The following is a 16,098-nucleotide window of genomic DNA, read 5'->3' on the forward strand; positions in this document are numbered from 1 at the left end:
AACGGTACGCACGGTGGTGTGAGAGGACGGGAGCTAATCACTCCCTCCTACTCGATTATTCAATCACCCAGCTATATTTTGCAATTCCTCTTTTCCACAGAAAATGTCTTGCGTATTCATATAATTAGCTTAAATAATTCGCATTTTCTTTCTTGTAATCATTCAGCTGGCCATATATAATAAATGCCAAATTGATTTGCTGGAGGAAACTATAATGCTCGAATATATCTCTTCTCCAGAAGCGGCGAAAAAGTGGGGGTATCTCTGAGTGGCAAGTACAGAAGTTGTGCGAAGAAAACCGCATATCTGGCGCAGCAAGACTCAGCCGTATGTGGCTGATACCAAAGGATGCAGAAAAGCACGTTGATGGGCAACTGAAAATTAGCAAATCTACGGATATGTAACATTTCACGGACATTTGCCTGTTATACTGTAGATGCAAAGGAAGTGAGGATATGAAGCAAATTTTGATTGTTGAGGATGACAGCTTTTTGAATAAGATGCTGTCCTATAATCTGACAGCAGACGGTTACGGCGTGACTTCTGCCCTGAATTTCAGAACCGCTGCTGAAGCTATTCGTCAGCGGGAATTTGATTTGATACTGCTGGATGTCAATCTCCCCGATGGCAGCGGCTTTGAACTGTGCAAACTCGTAAAGCCTAACTGCCCGGATGCAATTGTGATTTTTTTGACTGCCAACGATCAAGAGAGCGACCAAATACGAGGATATGAAGTTGGTGCAGTAGATTATATTACAAAACCTTTTTTGGTAGGAACCTTGCAGAGGAAAATCAAAGCGATGTTTTCGTTGTTGGAACATCATAAGTCTGCAAAGGAAGTTTACGACGATGGGCGGCTATTCTTGGATTTCTCAGAGCATTCCGCTTCACTAAACGGCATCTCACTAACCCTGTCAGCAATGGAATTTAAGATGCTGAATCTGTTTCGCAGAAACCCAAAACAGGTATTGACGCGCAGACAGTTATTAGAAAAACTATGGGATATTGACGAGCGTTTTGTAGACGAACACACGCTGACAACTTCTGTGAGCAGAATCCGCAGCAAGATAGAATCCGATGGCGGTGCGCCCTACATCAAGACAATCTATGGTTTGGGGTATCAATGGACAGGAGGCGAAGCAAAGTGAAGCTGCAAGGTCTTTCAGTAAAGCGGTTATTTTTTTATGTGATAATAGGACTTATCCTCTCCATGACCGTGGCCGCTGCCATTTTATATTTTATAACAGAGCAAGCTGCGGTGTTAGTTGTCGGTGCTGTGCTGATTTTGTGCGCCCTTGCGTGGCTTCTTGCTTTGACACAAATATTGGGAAAGAAACTCGCTCTCTTTACCTCCGATCTGTGCGGGACCTTAGATCATATGATTGCCGGAAATAAAGGCATCTCTCTTTCCGAGGACAGTGAGACACAGCTTGCCAGAATTGGTCACAGGCTGGCAAGACTATATCAGATCATGCAGGAGGATCGTCGTCGGGTGGAAGAAGATCGGCAGGAATTGCAGTCACTTGTATCGGATATTTCCCATCAGGTGAAAACCCCCGTAAGCAATCTGAAAATAGCAACAGATACACTGTTGGAAAAGCCTATGGCTGAGGCAGAGCGCACGGACTTTATTCGTGGAATCCGTACACAGACAGATAAGCTGGATTTTCTTTTTCAGGCACTTGTGAAAACCTCCCGGTTGGAAACAGGCGTAATCCAGTTGGAGAAGAAAGTAAGCAACCTATATGACACAGTGGCGCAGGCCATGAGTGGAATCGTATATGCCGCAGAGAAAAAAGAGATTTCTGTGTCCGTAAACTGTCCGGAAGAATTGATGCTTTCCCATGACAACAAGTGGACGGTCGAAGCACTCTTTAATCTTTTGGATAACGCGGTGAAATACACATCGGTTGGCGGAAAAATCTCCGTATCAGTCGTACAATGGGAAATGTATGTGGAGATTAAAGTGGCTGATAATGGTAAAGGAATTTCTGAAAGCAATCAGGCAGCTATTTTTCGGCGCTTTTACCGCGAGGAAGAGGTACATATCAAGCCCGGCGTCGGCATAGGATTGTACCTTACCCGCGAGATCATAACGAGACAGGGTGGTTATATTAAGGTGGTTTCTGTGCCGGGAAATGGATCTGAGTTTTCCATCATGCTTCCCGCAAAATAGTATGTATGTGGTGGGTAGTCGCTTTTGGCTGCCTGCCATTTTTTGAAATGTCCGAGTGCTGTAACATTCCATCCTGATTTGCAGTGATACAAATTGACCGTTGTAACATTTCACGGACATTTAGGTTTTACAATATCCCCATTAAAAGGCGGGTAGCCTTGAAAGGAGTTTCTATATGAGCGTTTTACAGACAATTGACCTGAAAAAGTATTACGGCACAGAGCCAAACATTACCCGTGCTCTTGATGGCGTGAATTTTTCTGTAGGCGATGGCGAATTTGTTGCGGTGGTTGGAACCTCCGGCAGCGGCAAGTCCACGTTGCTTCACATGATGGGTGGACTGGATACGCCCACCAGTGGAACCGTGATCGTCCGCGGTGAGGAACTGGCAAAGAAGAATGACGAACAGCTCACTATTTTCCGTCGCCGCAACATCGGCTTTATCTTCCAGAACTATAACCTTGTTCCTATTCTGAATGTGTATGAGAACATCGTCCTGCCGGTGGAACTGGACGGGGACACGGTGGATCAGAAGTTTTTGGACGAGATCGTTCACCTGCTGGGACTGGAAGATAAGCTGAAAAATATGCCAAACAATCTTTCCGGCGGACAGCAGCAGCGTGTGGCGATTGCCCGCGCTCTGATTACCAAACCGGCTATCGTGCTGGCCGACGAGCCGACCGGCAACCTTGACAGTAAAACCAGCGCCGAGGTGCTGGGGCTTATCAAGCGCACCAGTGCGGAGTTCCGGCAAACTGTTGTGATGATTACCCACAACAACGACATTGCCCGCCTTGCAGATCGGATTGTCCGCATTGAGGACGGAAAGATTGTGGAGTAAGGAGGTGACAGGCTATGACATGGCCTTTTGAAAATGATACCAGTGCCATTACAAAGAAGCTGGCCAAACGGAGCAGGAAAGCAGATAAGCGAAGCAAAGCCTTTTTGCTCCTTACGATTGCGCTTTCTGTCTGCATGATTTTTTCAATCATTTTAATATCCGCAGGTGAGCAGGAAGAATTTAAGAATACACAGCGCACTAAAGCGCAGATCGCAATTCTGGGAATAACCGACGACCAGCTATCCAGTTTGCGTCAAAGTAAAGACGTTCAATGGATTGGCGAGTATGCTGCAATCGGACTATCCTATTCAGGCAATAAGACAATTACGGTCGCTTATGGGAGCGAAGATTATTTTACGCATCAGGAGGAAATGTCTTTACAAGGCAGCCTCCCACAAAAGGCAAATGAAATCATGCTCCCGCAAAATTATATTGACTTTTTGGGAGAATCATATCGTCCCGGCGACACCATTACTTTTGATGTGACCGGTACGGGGGATAAAGCAGAATATACACTTTCAGGCATTTTGAACGAGGATCGCAAGAGCGATGGGTATTTTGTCTATCTGAGCAAAGATCTCGCCATGAGCCTGATGGATCACCTTCAAGTAACAGCATATACCCGTCTGAATACAGATGCAATCCGGTCTGATGCCATCCTTGACTTTACGGATAAAATCATTGAAAACACTGGCATTGTAGAAGATCAGATATATCTTACGGAGTATTCTGCCGTTATGACGGGGGTTATTCAGTCCGGTATCCAACTCCCTATCCCTATGCTGGCTGCATTAACTACTGTGCTGGCTGCAACGATTATATATGGTGTCTTTTACACAAAGATTGCGAAAAATATGCAGATGTTCGGCCAACTGCGGACAATTGGAATGACAAAAAAGCAAATAAAACGAATGGCAAGAAAAGAAGGACTCCTGTATGCTTTTACTGGTATTCCTCTTGGACTAATTGCTGGCTTGCTGATTGGGTTCGCTGCGTATCCGAAGGGATTTCAAATCAAAACGGCGACGGTCTATGCGGTACTGATTGCTATAGTGGGCATTGTAATGGTGAATATTGCAATTTTCAAGCCAGTTCGAGTCGCAATGAACACTTCTCCCGTTGAGGGTGCAAAATACCTTGCCTATTCCGGGAAAGCAAAGGTCAGTTCAAAGCTGCATCGCAAGCTGTCACCTAACAATCTTGCAAAAATCAATATTCAACGGAATCGGCAAAAAGCTATTTTGACGTTAGTAATGCTGGGTGTGAGCGGTGCGCTTTTGCTGGGTGCATCTACAGTTGCAGGTTCTATCGATCCAGAAAAACAGGCAGCTTTCAAATACTATCCTGCTGGCAGTATTCTTTTGCAGGTGAAGAATCACGTTGTAAGTTCGTTTGATAAAGAATCTGAGCCGTACGGAAGTTCAAAACTGCAACTGGAAGAAAACCCGCTTGAAAGTCAAACACTGCGGCACAACTTAGAAAATACTGCCGGAATAGAAAGCGTAACTGCATTTAACAGCGTCCAGATGTCTATTACCTTTCCCGGCGGAAGTGGTTCCCTTACCAGTATTATGAACGATTTCCCGACCTTAAATCGTGAACAACTGGCTGAAAAGCAAGCAGTTCTATCATCTGGAACAGCAGATTACGATGTTATGACTGAAAAATATGGAATACTGGCATCCGAAAAGATTGCGAATGTTGGCGACACTTTGCAATTGGAAGGGCGTTCTCCGGATGGCAGCACATTTAATGTTGACGCAGTTGTTGTAGGCACCTACAACCAAACCGATTTGATGGAACGTAGTCCGGTTGTTCCAGGCAGTCCGTATTTTATGATGACGTACGATATGGCAAAGAATCTGACAGGTATAACGGAACAGACTGGTATCTTGGCACTTAAAGTCACGCCCGGTCATTTTGACGAAGTCCTGAACGTTGTTCAGGAAATTGCAGAGCAAAATGGAAAAATATCGGTCAATACGATTGAGCAGACGATTAAAAACATTCAGTATCGATACAGTTCATCGATAAAGGCACTATACATGGCAACAGCGATCCTGTTTACATTTGGCGGTATCAGCCTTATGAATATGTTGATGGTTGATTTTCAGAATAGAAAACGGGAATTTGGTCTGCTGGAAGCTGTCGGAGCAACACAAAAGCAGCTAAAAGCTATGTTGAGCCAAGAAATTGGTATCTACCTCAGTGGATCACTGACAGTGTCACTTGCATTGGGTACGATTATCAGTATCATAGCTTGCCAGCGTTTGGAGGCAGTAAATCATTGTATCTCACTAAAACTACCGTGGCTGTTCATCATAGCACTTATTGCTGCAATGGTAGTTATCTATATGATTTTCACGGCATACGCAAAAGCTGAATTAAGGAAAACCGGGATTTTATCTGCCATTCACGAAGAATAAACACAAATGATAATAAATCAGCGGAACACTCGATAAATGCTGTTCTGCTGATTTTTCATTTTTGCCAGAAAGAACTTCAGGGAGGAAAACGCGGCGGCAACGAGAACGGCGGCAAAAGAGATCGTGTCACCTAAAGAAAGCTATGTAGATGAACATTGAAAATACACCCCACACAACGACCGTTCAGACGGAGCAGAACGCCCCGGCGCTGGTACGGAAGATTGGAAAGACAACCTACAAAGGTGCGCGTACATTTCAGCACCACCAGCACTGAAACCATGAGCGACAAAATCAAACGGATGCTGAAAAACGAGGTGCGGCAGATGCGAGCTTTTTGTAAATTTGAAAGTTAGGAAAATCTTAATAATTTCGCATGCAATCCATTGTGAATTTAGATGCTGTATTTGTTATACTTAATCGAGTACAAGCAAAAAGGAGAGTTGAAAATATGTCTGAAAAGATACTAATTATAGATGACGAGCAAGATATAGCGAATCTGTTGGAGGTCTACTTGAAAAACGAAAATTACATCGTTTATAAATTTTACTGCGCAACGGATGCCATGTCGTGTATTGAAAGCGGCGACATTGATCTTGCCATTCTGGATATTATGCTCCCGGATATGAACGGCTTTTCACTTTGCCAGCTTATCCGAAAGAAATACACTTATCCAATCATAATGCTAACAGCTAAAATTGAGGAAACGGATAAAATAACGGGGCTGACATTGGGAGCGGACGATTATGTGACAAAACCTTTTCGCCCACTTGAAGTAGTTGCCAGAGTGAAAGCACAGTTAAGACGTTACAAGAAATATTCGCCCGGTATCATCACAGAAAAAGTTCCATCGGAACTTTCCTATAACAAATTGTGCCTGAATGTGCAGACCCATGAATGTCTGTTAGACGGTGAGCCGGTTTCTCTGACACCGACAGAATTTTCTATCCTCCAGGTTCTTTTGGAAAGTGCTGGGAATGTTGTAAGTATTGAGGAACTGTTTCATGCAGTTTGGAAAGATGAATACTACTCTAAAAACAGCAGCACAATTACTGTGCATATCCGGCATCTGCGTGAGAAACTGAAAGATACTTCCGATACTCCGCAGTATATTAAAACGATTTGGGGTGTTGGTTACAAAATTTAAGCGAAAGGAGTACGCTATGAAAAGAAAATCAAATTGCTTCATAACCATTTTATTCTTAATTTATCTGGTACTTCTGGTTTGGATCATACTGTTCAAACTACAGTTTTCAATCAGTGATCTGGATAAAGTAAGAAGTATAAACCTTATTCCTTTTCACTATGACAAAGAAGTTGGCGCAGCATTTCACTTAACAGAGGTATTCGAAAATTTCTTGATTTTTGTTCCTATGGGCATTTATCTTCAAATGCTTCTGCCAAGAACAAAATTATATGTGAAGTTCATGCTGATTGCTGGAACAAGTTTTTTATTGGAAACTATGCAGTATATCTTAGTAGTCGGGCGTTCTGATATTACTGATGTACTCACAAATACGGCAGGTGGTCTTTTGGGGCTTGCTGTATATTCGATGGCAGCCCGGTTAATCGGAAATAGAATAAAAGCAAACAGACTGTTTTCCATTCTGGCAGGCATAGTAAGTGTTGTCGTGATTGGCCTACTTGGCTTTCTTCTGTTTGCTAATCGGTAGGAGGTGTATTCTCATGTCGAAGAAAGAAATGACAACAGAAAAGCACCTTAAAGTGCGCTTATACCTATCATTGTTGGTTTATACCGTTGTTGGATATGGTTTGACCCTTATCTTGGACTACATCTTTTCAAAATTTGAAAACGATATTTTTGCATGGCTCTACTGGAGGCTCGATCTGCTTTTTATTTTGTATCTGATGATCGGCTTTGTATGTATTTTCAATTACTATTGGAAAAAGCCGTGGGGCTATCTGGATGAAGTAATTGATGCGACCCAAACGGTCTATGAGCAGAACAATCATACCGTATCATTGTCTGACCCACTGAAAGAATTGGAGGCACAACTCAATCAAATCAAAATGTCTGTTCTGTTGAGCAAACGGGCTGCAAAGCAGGCAGAAGAAAAGAAAAATGAAATTGTTATGTATCTGGCACATGATATACGCACCCCTCTCACAACGGTAATCGGCTATTTGAGCCTGCTCCATGAAGCCCCTGACATGCCTGAACAGCAAAAGGAAAAGTATGTAAAAGTTGCGTTGAATAAGGCAGAACGCCTTGAAAAGCTCATCAATGAACTTTTTGAAATTACCAAGTACAATGCACATGCGGTCATTATCAAAAAAGAAAATGTAGATTTACATTGTTTGATTGCGCAGGTAATAGATGAAATATATCCGACACTCTCCGCAAATGGCAATACAGCGGTATTTACTGCGGAGGATAACTTATCCGTGAACGCTGACCCTGAAAAACTGGCGAGAGTTTTCAGTAACCTTTTGCGGAACGCCGCGTCATACAGCTACCCACAGACAGAGATTACTATATCGGCCAAACGGTTAGAACATGATATTCAGATCACTTTTGAAAATCGTGGGGAAACAATCCCGGAGGAACAGCTTAACAGTATATTTGAGAAATTCAATCGGTTGGATGAAGCCCGGCTTTCCAATACAGGCGGCGCGGGACTTGGTCTTTCTATTTCGGAAGAAATTATACATTTACACGGTGGAACGATTACTGCATCCAGTCAAAACGAAACCATAGACTTTGTGATTACATTACCCCTTTCCGCTTAGGAAAATAAGACTGTGATCTTAGGAATTACTTAGGAATTTAAGCGTGTGATTTTTGAGATTGAAAAGCCTTTGTTCGGTACAATGATTATCGAACAAGGGCTTTTTATTGTTCAGCTGAAGCAAAAGAAAGGAGTGTAAGCATGGAACTGAAAATAGAGCATTTAAGCAAGCAGTTCAAAGACAAAACAGCAGTAAATGATGTCAATCTGACATTGACTCCCGGCATTTGGGGACTTTTGGGGGCGAATGGTGCAGGGAAGACCACGCTCATGCGCATGATTGCTGATATTATGACACCAACCAACGGAGCGGTTTACTATGACGGAAAAGACATTCGAGAGTTAGGTGAAGTCTACCGAAGCAAGTTTGGCTTTCTGCCGCAGGATTTTGGGTATCACCGGGATTTTACGGTCAAAGATTATTTGGAGTATATGGCTGCGCTGAAAGATATTCCCACAATGGCAACTACCAAAAAGATCAATCATTTGTTGGACTTTCTTTCGCTCTCCGATGTGAAAAAGAAAAAAATCTCCAATCTGTCAGGCGGCATGAAGCGTCGTGTTGGTATTGCGCAGGCTATGTTGAACGACCCGGAGATACTTGTCATGGACGAACCGACAGCAGGACTCGATCCCGGAGAGCGCGTGCGTCTGCGGAATTTCATTTCCGAGTTTTCGCATGATCGAATCGTGTTGATTTCCACCCATATCGTATCTGACATAGAATATATTTCTACGCGCAACGCAATTATGAAAGCCGGAGAAATTGTTGATGTCGGAACTACCGCAGAACTTGTCAAGCAGATTGAAGGCAAGGTTTGGAATTGCATAATTCCGGCCTCAAAGCTGCCGGAATGTGAAATGCGGCTGCGCATTATCAATCAGCGAGGCGAAGATCACAATCAGGTTTCTATTCGTTATCTGTCCGAACATTCGGAAATTGATGGGTCTGTTACAACGGAGCCACGATTGGAAGATCTGTATCTGTGGTTGTTCCCGCAGACAGACTTGGAAAAGGAGGACAGATAATATGCGGCTCTTTAGACTTGAACTAAAACGTATTTTGAAGTCACAGCGCACCCTGATTTTACTTGCAATCGCACTTTTGCTTTCCGTAGCCATGGCATACCTGCCTATTTCATTTGAGGGTATTAACCGTCCAAACGAAGATGGAACGGTTACAGAATTAGATGGCTTGGCAGCGATCAAGTACAAACAAGATTTTTATAAAACATCCGCTGGTGAAGTGACCCCGGATAGGATCAAATCGGCTTTGGAAACTTATCAAAGCTGCGTTCGAGAATATGGGCCGGTCGAGGAAGATGGCTTTCCTCTGGCTGTATATATTGAAAAAATCGTCCCGATCCGTTCCTGGCTGAATGGTCTGTCCGAAGCGTTTGCTGATCCATTAACAGGCATTGGTGCTGATTTAATGGATATTGACCCGAATGACATTGACGGAGCCTATTATGAAAAGTGCGCAGAACATTTACAGGATGTCATGCGGAACGAGCAAAGAGAAAACAAAACCGCACAGCAGAAAGCTCTTGAAAAATATTCAGAACTTGATACGCCATTTTATCTTCATTCTGGAATTTCTAAAGATGCATTTGATTATATTGAGTTTTATATTTTGTTCCTTGCTATTTTGTGCGTGGCAATCGCAGCTCCTACTTTTGCCGGAGAATATCAAACGGGCGGTGACAGCATCCTGCGAACCACCAAATACGGGCATAAACAATTAGCAATTACCAAAATTCTGGCGGCATTTACACTTTTCGTTGTTACATTCCTTGTCGGGATCACGGTACACATTCTGATTTTAGATGCAGCGTTCGGGACGGATTGTTTAAAAACATCGTTTCAGATGCGATACTCTATCATTAATCTGCCAAACATCAATCTGGGGCAGTTGCAGATAATTCTCGCAGCAGCGGGCTTACTTTCTGTATTAGCAACGGTTAGCTGTACGCTGTTCCTGTCTGCAAAATGTAAAGACACATTGACCGTTTTGCTGATCTCTATTGTAGTTCTTCTCATGCCGCTTTTTGCATATGTGGCGATGGGAGCAACATGGCTCTCTACCATACTTCCACCTGCCGGAATTGGTATGCAGAACAATTTCCTTTCTCAGCTTGCAGATTTCAATTATCTGAATATCGGTGGAACGAGTTTCTGGACACCGCATGTTATTTTGATTTCGGCAGGAATTGAATTATTTGTGTTTACATTCTTGGCGATTCATTCCTATTGCAGACATCAGGTAGCATAAAAGAAGTTCAAAATAGAATGAATTGATTATCTGCCGCACGACGGCAAAAGAAAAAGCAGACAATTTGGAACGACGGCTTTGATTTTCAGAGCCAGCGTTTCTTTGTGGCAATACAAACCTATGATGAATTTTCCGGAAATATTGTAGTTAATAGCATTGTTTATGCATTGAAAATATCTGAAAAATTGATGATAGTAGAAATATAATATTAAAATAAAAAATAATATAAAAAATTGTTTTACTATAGAGAAATATATAGTATAATACAACCATAAGAAGTGATAAAAAAATAACAAGTTGACCTAGCCAAACATAATAAGTTTTACTTTTGTGTTTGGCTTTTTTTATTTAATAGCCAGAGCGGGAAGTGAGGTGTCTGCAATGATAATCTGTGTTATCTTTGATTTGGGAATGGCAGTGATTATGTTTTTATTCGGAATCTGCTTTGTAAAATCAAATGGAAAGGCCGCTGCTTTTCTGTCTGGCTATAATATGAAATCTAAGGAAAAACGAAAACAGTATGATGAAAAAGAAATGTGCAGAGTATATGGAAATCGGATGATGTGGATGGCACTGCCATTTATAGCCGGTGCAGCCATAGATTTTTTATATAGTGGAGTTGGGTGTCTGGCAGCATGGGTAATATGGACAGTCCAATTTGTTTTATTGATGAAAGAACGTAAGAAACGAGAAAAATAGAAAAGAACATTTAGGCAAAAATTATATGCGAAAGAAGATATACAAGCTATCCAGAAATAGGATAATTCTCGGTAATACGAGGAACTTTAATTACTTAAAGGAGATGACGTGAATATGAGATGTCCATATTGTGAAGGAAAAATGCGAAAGGGTCAGTTGCATGCGGTTGGTGCAGGGGCAGGACTGGAGTGGAAAGAAGGCTCTGAGAGTTTGCGGTTAAATACGGATCCAGAGTTGGCAGCAAGGATATCTGGAGACCGCATAGCTGCCTATAATTGTGATTTCTGCAGAAAGATTATTGTTTCTTACGAATATTGAGATTTTCAATTCTTTAAAAAATATGCTTTATCCAATGCGTCGTAAAACCCCTTGCTTCCGCTATGGGGATATAAGACGAGTCCATCGAATTTATGCAAGTAATTGAAGATGGACAAAATAGCAATTGTATTAACTAATAAACCATAGTATAATATAAATATGAACACAACATATAAATCAAACAACAATGTCGTTTATTCCTGTAAATACCATGTAGTATGGTGTCCAAAGTATAGACGAAAAGTATTAATTAATGGTGTGGACGTCCGGCTGAAGGAGCTGCTCACAGAGTATGCTGCAAATCTTTCTGTAGACATTCTGGAAATGGAGATCATGCCAGACCATGTTCATATGCTTTTGGAAGTAGATCCTCAGTTTGGCATCCACAAAGCTGTAAAGTCATTTAAAGGCTATACGTCCAGAATTTTAAGACAGGAATTTCCCTATCTTAAAACGAAAATGCCGACTCTCTGGACAAACAGCTATTTTGTATCGACGGTGGGCGGTGCTCCGCTGGAAACAGTAAAACAGTATATTGAAAACCAGAAAACATCGCAGAGACAAAAGGATAAGATGGGATAATGCAAAAAGGAATTAAATTCAGGATCTACCCGAACAGAGAACAGAAAAACTTCATCCATCAGACCCTGGGATGCTGCCGGTTCATCTACAACCGGGGACTTGCCATGCGTAAGGAAGGCTATGAAAATGGGGAAAAGATCGGCTATCCCCAGACTTCCGCCATGCTGACTGAACTGAAAAAGCAAGAGGAGTTTGCCTTTCTGAAAGCAGCAGATTCCATTGCATTACAGCAGTCTTTGCGGGATCTCGACCGGGGATTTGTGAATTTCTTTCAGAAACGGGCTTCCTATCCAACCTTCAAAAGTAAACATAACCGGTTCCAGTCATACAGAACGGTAAATCAAAAAGATAATATTCGTATTGTGGGAAGATATATCAAACTTCCGAAACTTGGATTTGTTAAAATACGGCAGTCGATGGAAGTGGAAAAGATTAATCACGTGATCATTGAGCACACACCGGCTGGAAAATATTTTGCGGTTTTAAATGTTGATTTTGAACCGGAACCACGCTCAAATGCTGGCGGAACGATAGGGATTGATGTCGGAATCAAAGCGTTCTACTCCGACAGTAGTGGAAATACGGTATCAAATCCCAGATATCTGGAACGCTCAATGCGAAAACTCATAAGAGAACAGCGCAGGCTTTCCCGAAAACAAAAAGATTCCCATAACCGCGAGAAGCAGCGGATCAGGGTGGCAGGAGTGTATGAGAAAGTAACCAATCAGCGGAATGATTTCCTGCAGAAACAGTCAACGATGCTGGTGCGTGAAAACCAAACCATCTGTATTGAAGATCTGAATGTCAAGGGGATGATCCGGAATCATAAACTGTCAAAATCGATAGCGAGTGTTTCCTGGGCAAAATTTTTTGAAATGCTGGAATATAAAGCTGGCTGGTATGGAAATGAAATTCACAGAGTACCAACGATGTATCCGAGCAGTCAGACCTGCAGCTGTTGTGGCTACAGAAATCCACGGATAAAAAATCTGGGCATTCGTATCTGGGAGTGTCCCAAATGCCATGGGGTTCATGACCGGGATACGAATGCAAGTATCAATATTCTGAAAAAAGGACTGCAGATGCAGTCTGCATAAAGATAAAAACTGTACCGTAGGGCATACGGGAACAGTATAAATATAGCTTGTGGACACTGTGTAAGACATTGCAGTACCGTAAGGTGTTTGCCAATGCAGTAGTGGGAGAAGCAAGAATCCCCCTGCTTTAGCTGTGGGGAGTGTCAAATAGTTTTACATATCATAATAAAGTGTATTATCATAAAAGCCGTTTGGTATGGAAAAAGCCGGATCTTAAGAAAGGTGACTTGATTACCGTATATGTAAATAATCTTGGTAAATCAACAGTTTATAATTGCAATGAAGCAGTCTGATATCTAGCCGCTATATTTCGGAAAAATACTACACGATCTGTGGTTTACAGAAGAGCAGCTTCAAAGAATGCTGAGGATGAAAAATGCAAATCCATCAGATGTATGGAAATTCAGAGATTATTAATTGGACAAATTGAAAGCTGAAAGAAAAACAGCCTATCCGTTTTCAGCATTGGCGGATCCGTCTGCTAATAAGTGGTTTACAAATCAAAAAACGTGGTAAAAGTATTTTCATAATTCTGTTCAATTTTGTCTATGTTTTCGAGAATCCTGTTCATGTACAAATGCAACTAAATTAGCGTATAATAAGGGAAACCATTGAAACTGGGTTTCCGTAAAGGACATTCCTGTGATGGCAGGAATGTCCTTTACATATAGCGGTAAATTTTGAAGTAGTTTGCATAGAAATTCATAAGGTAGTTGACGTATGCTTTAAATCTTTTCATTTCGTTTTCCTCCTTCCTTTATCTTACAAGCACATTATAATATCAGAAGACGTATATTACTTGCCAAATGGGAAGAAAAAGTAGACAAAACTTGCAGGAGATTAATTGGAATGTACTGATAAGAGCATCACAGACATTTGCATGGATACAGGATTTGAGGTCTAAAGGAGAAATAGGATGGCATTTATAATCAGTATAGCAGCACTCATAATCATGATGTTTGTATTTACCAAAATGTTGTTAAGTTTTAGCAATAACAGCAGTGCGGCAGTTGAATCTGTTGATGCGACTGTAGTTGAAAAGAAGTAAGGAATCTATACCCATATGCAGTCTGAAGCACATGTACCTTGGTTTCGCGTTGTATTTGAGATGACAGATGGAAGTTTGATGGAATTCCAAATGCAACAGGGAGATTTTCGTGAATTGGAAAAAGGCGATCGAAGCATGCTGACTTATCAGGGAAATCGGTATATATGTTACCAAAAATATAAATTTAAAAGTGAAGCACAGGAGGAAGAAAAATGTTAAAAAGCACCAATTGAGCAGCATGTGGTACTTCCGGGATTTGAAGATGTAGAGGCTGGAATTGTAAAATGGCCATTATCTGTGCTTCGTATTCGTCATAAAAATTCCAACCGCTTGGTGGACCTGGCAACACATGTGCTGGAAGTATGGAGAGGCTATACCGATGAAGAAGCATTTATCTATGCTGAGACCAATGGAGAACCACATAATACAATTACACCAATTGCACGTAAAGTAGGTGATACCTACGAACTGGATCTGACATTAAGGAACAACATCACAACAGAAGAACATCCGCTGGGAGTGTACCATCCGCATGCAGAATATCATCATATTAAGAAAGAAAATATCGGTCTGATCGAAGTTATGGGACTTGCAGTTCTTCCGGCCAGATTAAAAGGTGAGATGGAACTTTTGGAAGAGTATATTCTCGAAGGCAAAGATATTTCTTCAAATGAACAGATTGAGAAACATGCAGAGTGGGTTAAGAAGTTTCTTCCGAAATATCCGGAAATCACAAAAGAAAACATCCATGGCATTCTTCAGAAAGAGATTGGAATCGTATTTACCCATGTTCTGGAAAATGCAGGAGTATACAAATGTACGACCGAGGGAAGAGAAGCATTCATGCGTTTTCTTGAAACATTATAAAAACTGAAATAAAAGGATTTTTGGGAAAATGGGAGGTAATTGAAACCTCCCATTTTTTAAAAGGAAGATGATGAAAATAGAATATTTTTTATAAGGTGTGAAACCTTCCTAGGCTTTTCTTTTGGATGTAAGAAGAAGTAGCAGTGGAACAAAAATAAAGATCCTCCATAGTGCAGGAATGGTGATATTGTTTCGGAATGCAAATGCACTGCCAGAAGAATCTGCCGGTATGTAAATGCGAAGATCTACAGTACAGGATGAACTTTCATCTCGTATATCTAAAGGAAGCTGAGAATGATATACTTTGCCTTCATGGGTGAATTTAACAGGCAGTGCCCAGTAATAATGACGCGGACTACCAAAATTATAAAGATAATATCCGTCTGCTTTGATTAAATTTGGATTTTCATGGTAAAGAAAATAGTTTTTATTGGCATAAAAGAATGTCCCGCCCATTAATAGAAACCAGATCAACACCAGTGCAGCTTTATTCAAAAAAGGACTATCAAATACTCTTTTCAAAAAATTCCCTCCTGTCAGATAAGGACATTTTATCAAATGAACCAGGAAAATTCGATAGAAAGAAAAAATTTATTATTATGAGAACCGATTTGCTTGTATCTGCATCTAATTAGTGTAAAACAAACACGTGTACAATCCGGCCGGACAGAAGGAGAAAACAGAGAAGCGATTTTGTATAGAAGAAAATAAGTGAGATCTGATTAGGTGCTGTCGTGAATCAGTCAAGGATGAAAAATCCCTGACCGGTCATGGCAGCCCTTTTTTTCCTGTTTTCAGGGTTCTGTTCACAGAGAAAAAGGAAAGTGTCTGAAAGTACCCCAAAAGTGCTAAATGTGAGATAAATGATGATGCGGTGTTCCTATCCGTAAAAGAGCAGAGGGAAAATATTTTGTAGAAATCAGCTTACTGTTTGTAAAAGAAAATGTTTTTTTCAGCAGCCTTGGTTATTTTTTATTAAATCGGAGATATTAAAATCAGACGATTTAAAAAATTTGTCTGAATGC

At 41.3% G+C, this 16,098-nt stretch carries 17 protein-coding genes and 2 pseudogenes; 18 read left to right on the forward strand and 1 reads right to left on the reverse strand.

The genetic code is table 11. The annotated features are described in order from the left end of the window. Positions 1–214: 214 nt before the first annotated feature. The 18 genes and pseudogenes from DWX61_RS19240 to DWX61_RS07720 form a co-directional block, all read left to right on the forward strand. Positions 215–404: pseudogene (locus DWX61_RS19240) on the forward strand (helix-turn-helix domain-containing protein). A gap of 51 nt (positions 405–455) precedes the next feature. Continuing rightward, positions 456–1,148 carry a response regulator transcription factor gene (locus tag DWX61_RS07640; protein WP_118624598.1) on the forward strand — a complete coding sequence of 231 codons (693 nt, stop codon included), beginning with the start codon at positions 456–458 and terminating at the stop codon, positions 1,146–1,148. Next, entirely contained in the window at positions 1,145–2,176 is a 1,032-nt protein-coding gene (locus DWX61_RS07645) for a sensor histidine kinase (RefSeq protein WP_118624600.1), read from the forward strand. The genes DWX61_RS07640 and DWX61_RS07645 overlap by 4 nt, the downstream gene beginning before the upstream one ends. A 175-nt stretch (positions 2,177–2,351) precedes the next feature. Beyond that, entirely contained in the window at positions 2,352–3,017 is a 666-nt protein-coding gene (locus DWX61_RS07650; protein WP_118624602.1) for an ABC transporter ATP-binding protein, read from the forward strand. Between the two features lie 14 nt (positions 3,018–3,031). Further along, a complete protein-coding gene (locus DWX61_RS07655) occupies positions 3,032–5,443 on the forward strand; it encodes an ABC transporter permease (protein WP_118624604.1) in 2,412 nt (803 codons plus the stop codon). Between the two features lie 242 nt (positions 5,444–5,685). Beyond that, positions 5,686–5,796, forward strand: a complete 111-nt coding sequence (locus DWX61_RS19680) for a TnpW family protein (protein WP_502696286.1) — start codon at positions 5,686–5,688, stop codon at positions 5,794–5,796. A gap of 95 nt (positions 5,797–5,891) precedes the next feature. Beyond that, a complete protein-coding gene (locus DWX61_RS07665) occupies positions 5,892–6,587 on the forward strand; it encodes a response regulator transcription factor (protein ID WP_118624606.1) in 696 nt (231 codons plus the stop codon). 16 nt (positions 6,588–6,603) lie between these two features. Next, the gene (locus tag DWX61_RS07670; RefSeq protein ID WP_118624608.1) at positions 6,604–7,113 is read left to right on the forward strand and encodes a VanZ family protein; all 510 of its coding nucleotides are present in this window, start codon (positions 6,604–6,606) and stop codon (positions 7,111–7,113) included. Positions 7,114–7,126: 13 nt separating this feature from the next. After that, complete coding sequence (locus tag DWX61_RS07675) at positions 7,127–8,191, forward strand: sensor histidine kinase (protein WP_118624610.1); 1,065 nt, start codon at positions 7,127–7,129, stop codon at positions 8,189–8,191. A gap of 140 nt (positions 8,192–8,331) precedes the next feature. Then, positions 8,332–9,219, forward strand: coding sequence for an ABC transporter ATP-binding protein (locus DWX61_RS07680; protein ID WP_118624612.1), 888 nt, complete (start codon positions 8,332–8,334; stop codon positions 9,217–9,219). 1 nt (position 9,220) lies between these two features. Beyond that, complete coding sequence (locus DWX61_RS07685; RefSeq protein WP_118624614.1) at positions 9,221–10,462, forward strand: ABC transporter permease subunit; 1,242 nt, start codon at positions 9,221–9,223, stop codon at positions 10,460–10,462. 381 nt (positions 10,463–10,843) lie between these two features. After that, complete coding sequence (locus tag DWX61_RS07690) at positions 10,844–11,161, forward strand: DUF3784 domain-containing protein (protein ID WP_353652866.1); 318 nt, start codon at positions 10,844–10,846, stop codon at positions 11,159–11,161. A 114-nt stretch (positions 11,162–11,275) separates the two neighbouring features. After that, positions 11,276–11,479 carry a PF20097 family protein gene (locus DWX61_RS07695; protein WP_015524992.1) on the forward strand — a complete coding sequence of 68 codons (204 nt, stop codon included), beginning with the start codon at positions 11,276–11,278 and terminating at the stop codon, positions 11,477–11,479. 159 nt (positions 11,480–11,638) lie between these two features. Continuing rightward, positions 11,639–12,061: an IS200/IS605 family transposase gene (gene tnpA, locus DWX61_RS07700; RefSeq protein WP_059086115.1), complete on the forward strand. Its 423-nt coding sequence runs from the start codon at positions 11,639–11,641 to the stop codon at positions 12,059–12,061. After that, positions 12,061–13,158 (forward strand): IS200/IS605 family element RNA-guided endonuclease TnpB, encoded by a 1,098-nt coding sequence (tnpB, locus tag DWX61_RS07705; protein ID WP_118624616.1) that lies wholly within the window; start codon positions 12,061–12,063, stop codon positions 13,156–13,158. The genes tnpA and tnpB overlap by 1 nt, the downstream gene beginning before the upstream one ends. Before the next feature lie 318 nt (positions 13,159–13,476). Beyond that, positions 13,477–13,575 carry a hypothetical protein gene (locus DWX61_RS19540; RefSeq protein ID WP_158565314.1) on the forward strand — a complete coding sequence of 33 codons (99 nt, stop codon included), beginning with the start codon at positions 13,477–13,479 and terminating at the stop codon, positions 13,573–13,575. A gap of 499 nt (positions 13,576–14,074) precedes the next feature. After that, complete coding sequence (locus DWX61_RS07710; RefSeq protein ID WP_118624618.1) at positions 14,075–14,206, forward strand: DUF2500 family protein; 132 nt, start codon at positions 14,075–14,077, stop codon at positions 14,204–14,206. 219 nt (positions 14,207–14,425) lie between these two features. Beyond that, a pseudogene (locus tag DWX61_RS07720) lies at positions 14,426–15,073 on the forward strand (UDP-glucose--hexose-1-phosphate uridylyltransferase); the annotation flags it as partial. Between the two features lie 108 nt (positions 15,074–15,181). Here the strand turns inward: DWX61_RS07720 and DWX61_RS07725 are convergent. Beyond that, positions 15,182–15,595, reverse strand: a complete 414-nt coding sequence (locus tag DWX61_RS07725; protein WP_118624622.1) for a hypothetical protein — start codon at positions 15,593–15,595, stop codon at positions 15,182–15,184. Between the last annotated feature and the right edge of the window lie 503 nt (positions 15,596–16,098).

It is taken from the genome of Ruminococcus sp. AF20-12LB, assembly GCF_003478985.1.
GTDB lineage: Bacteria > Bacillota > Clostridia > Lachnospirales > Lachnospiraceae > Blautia_A.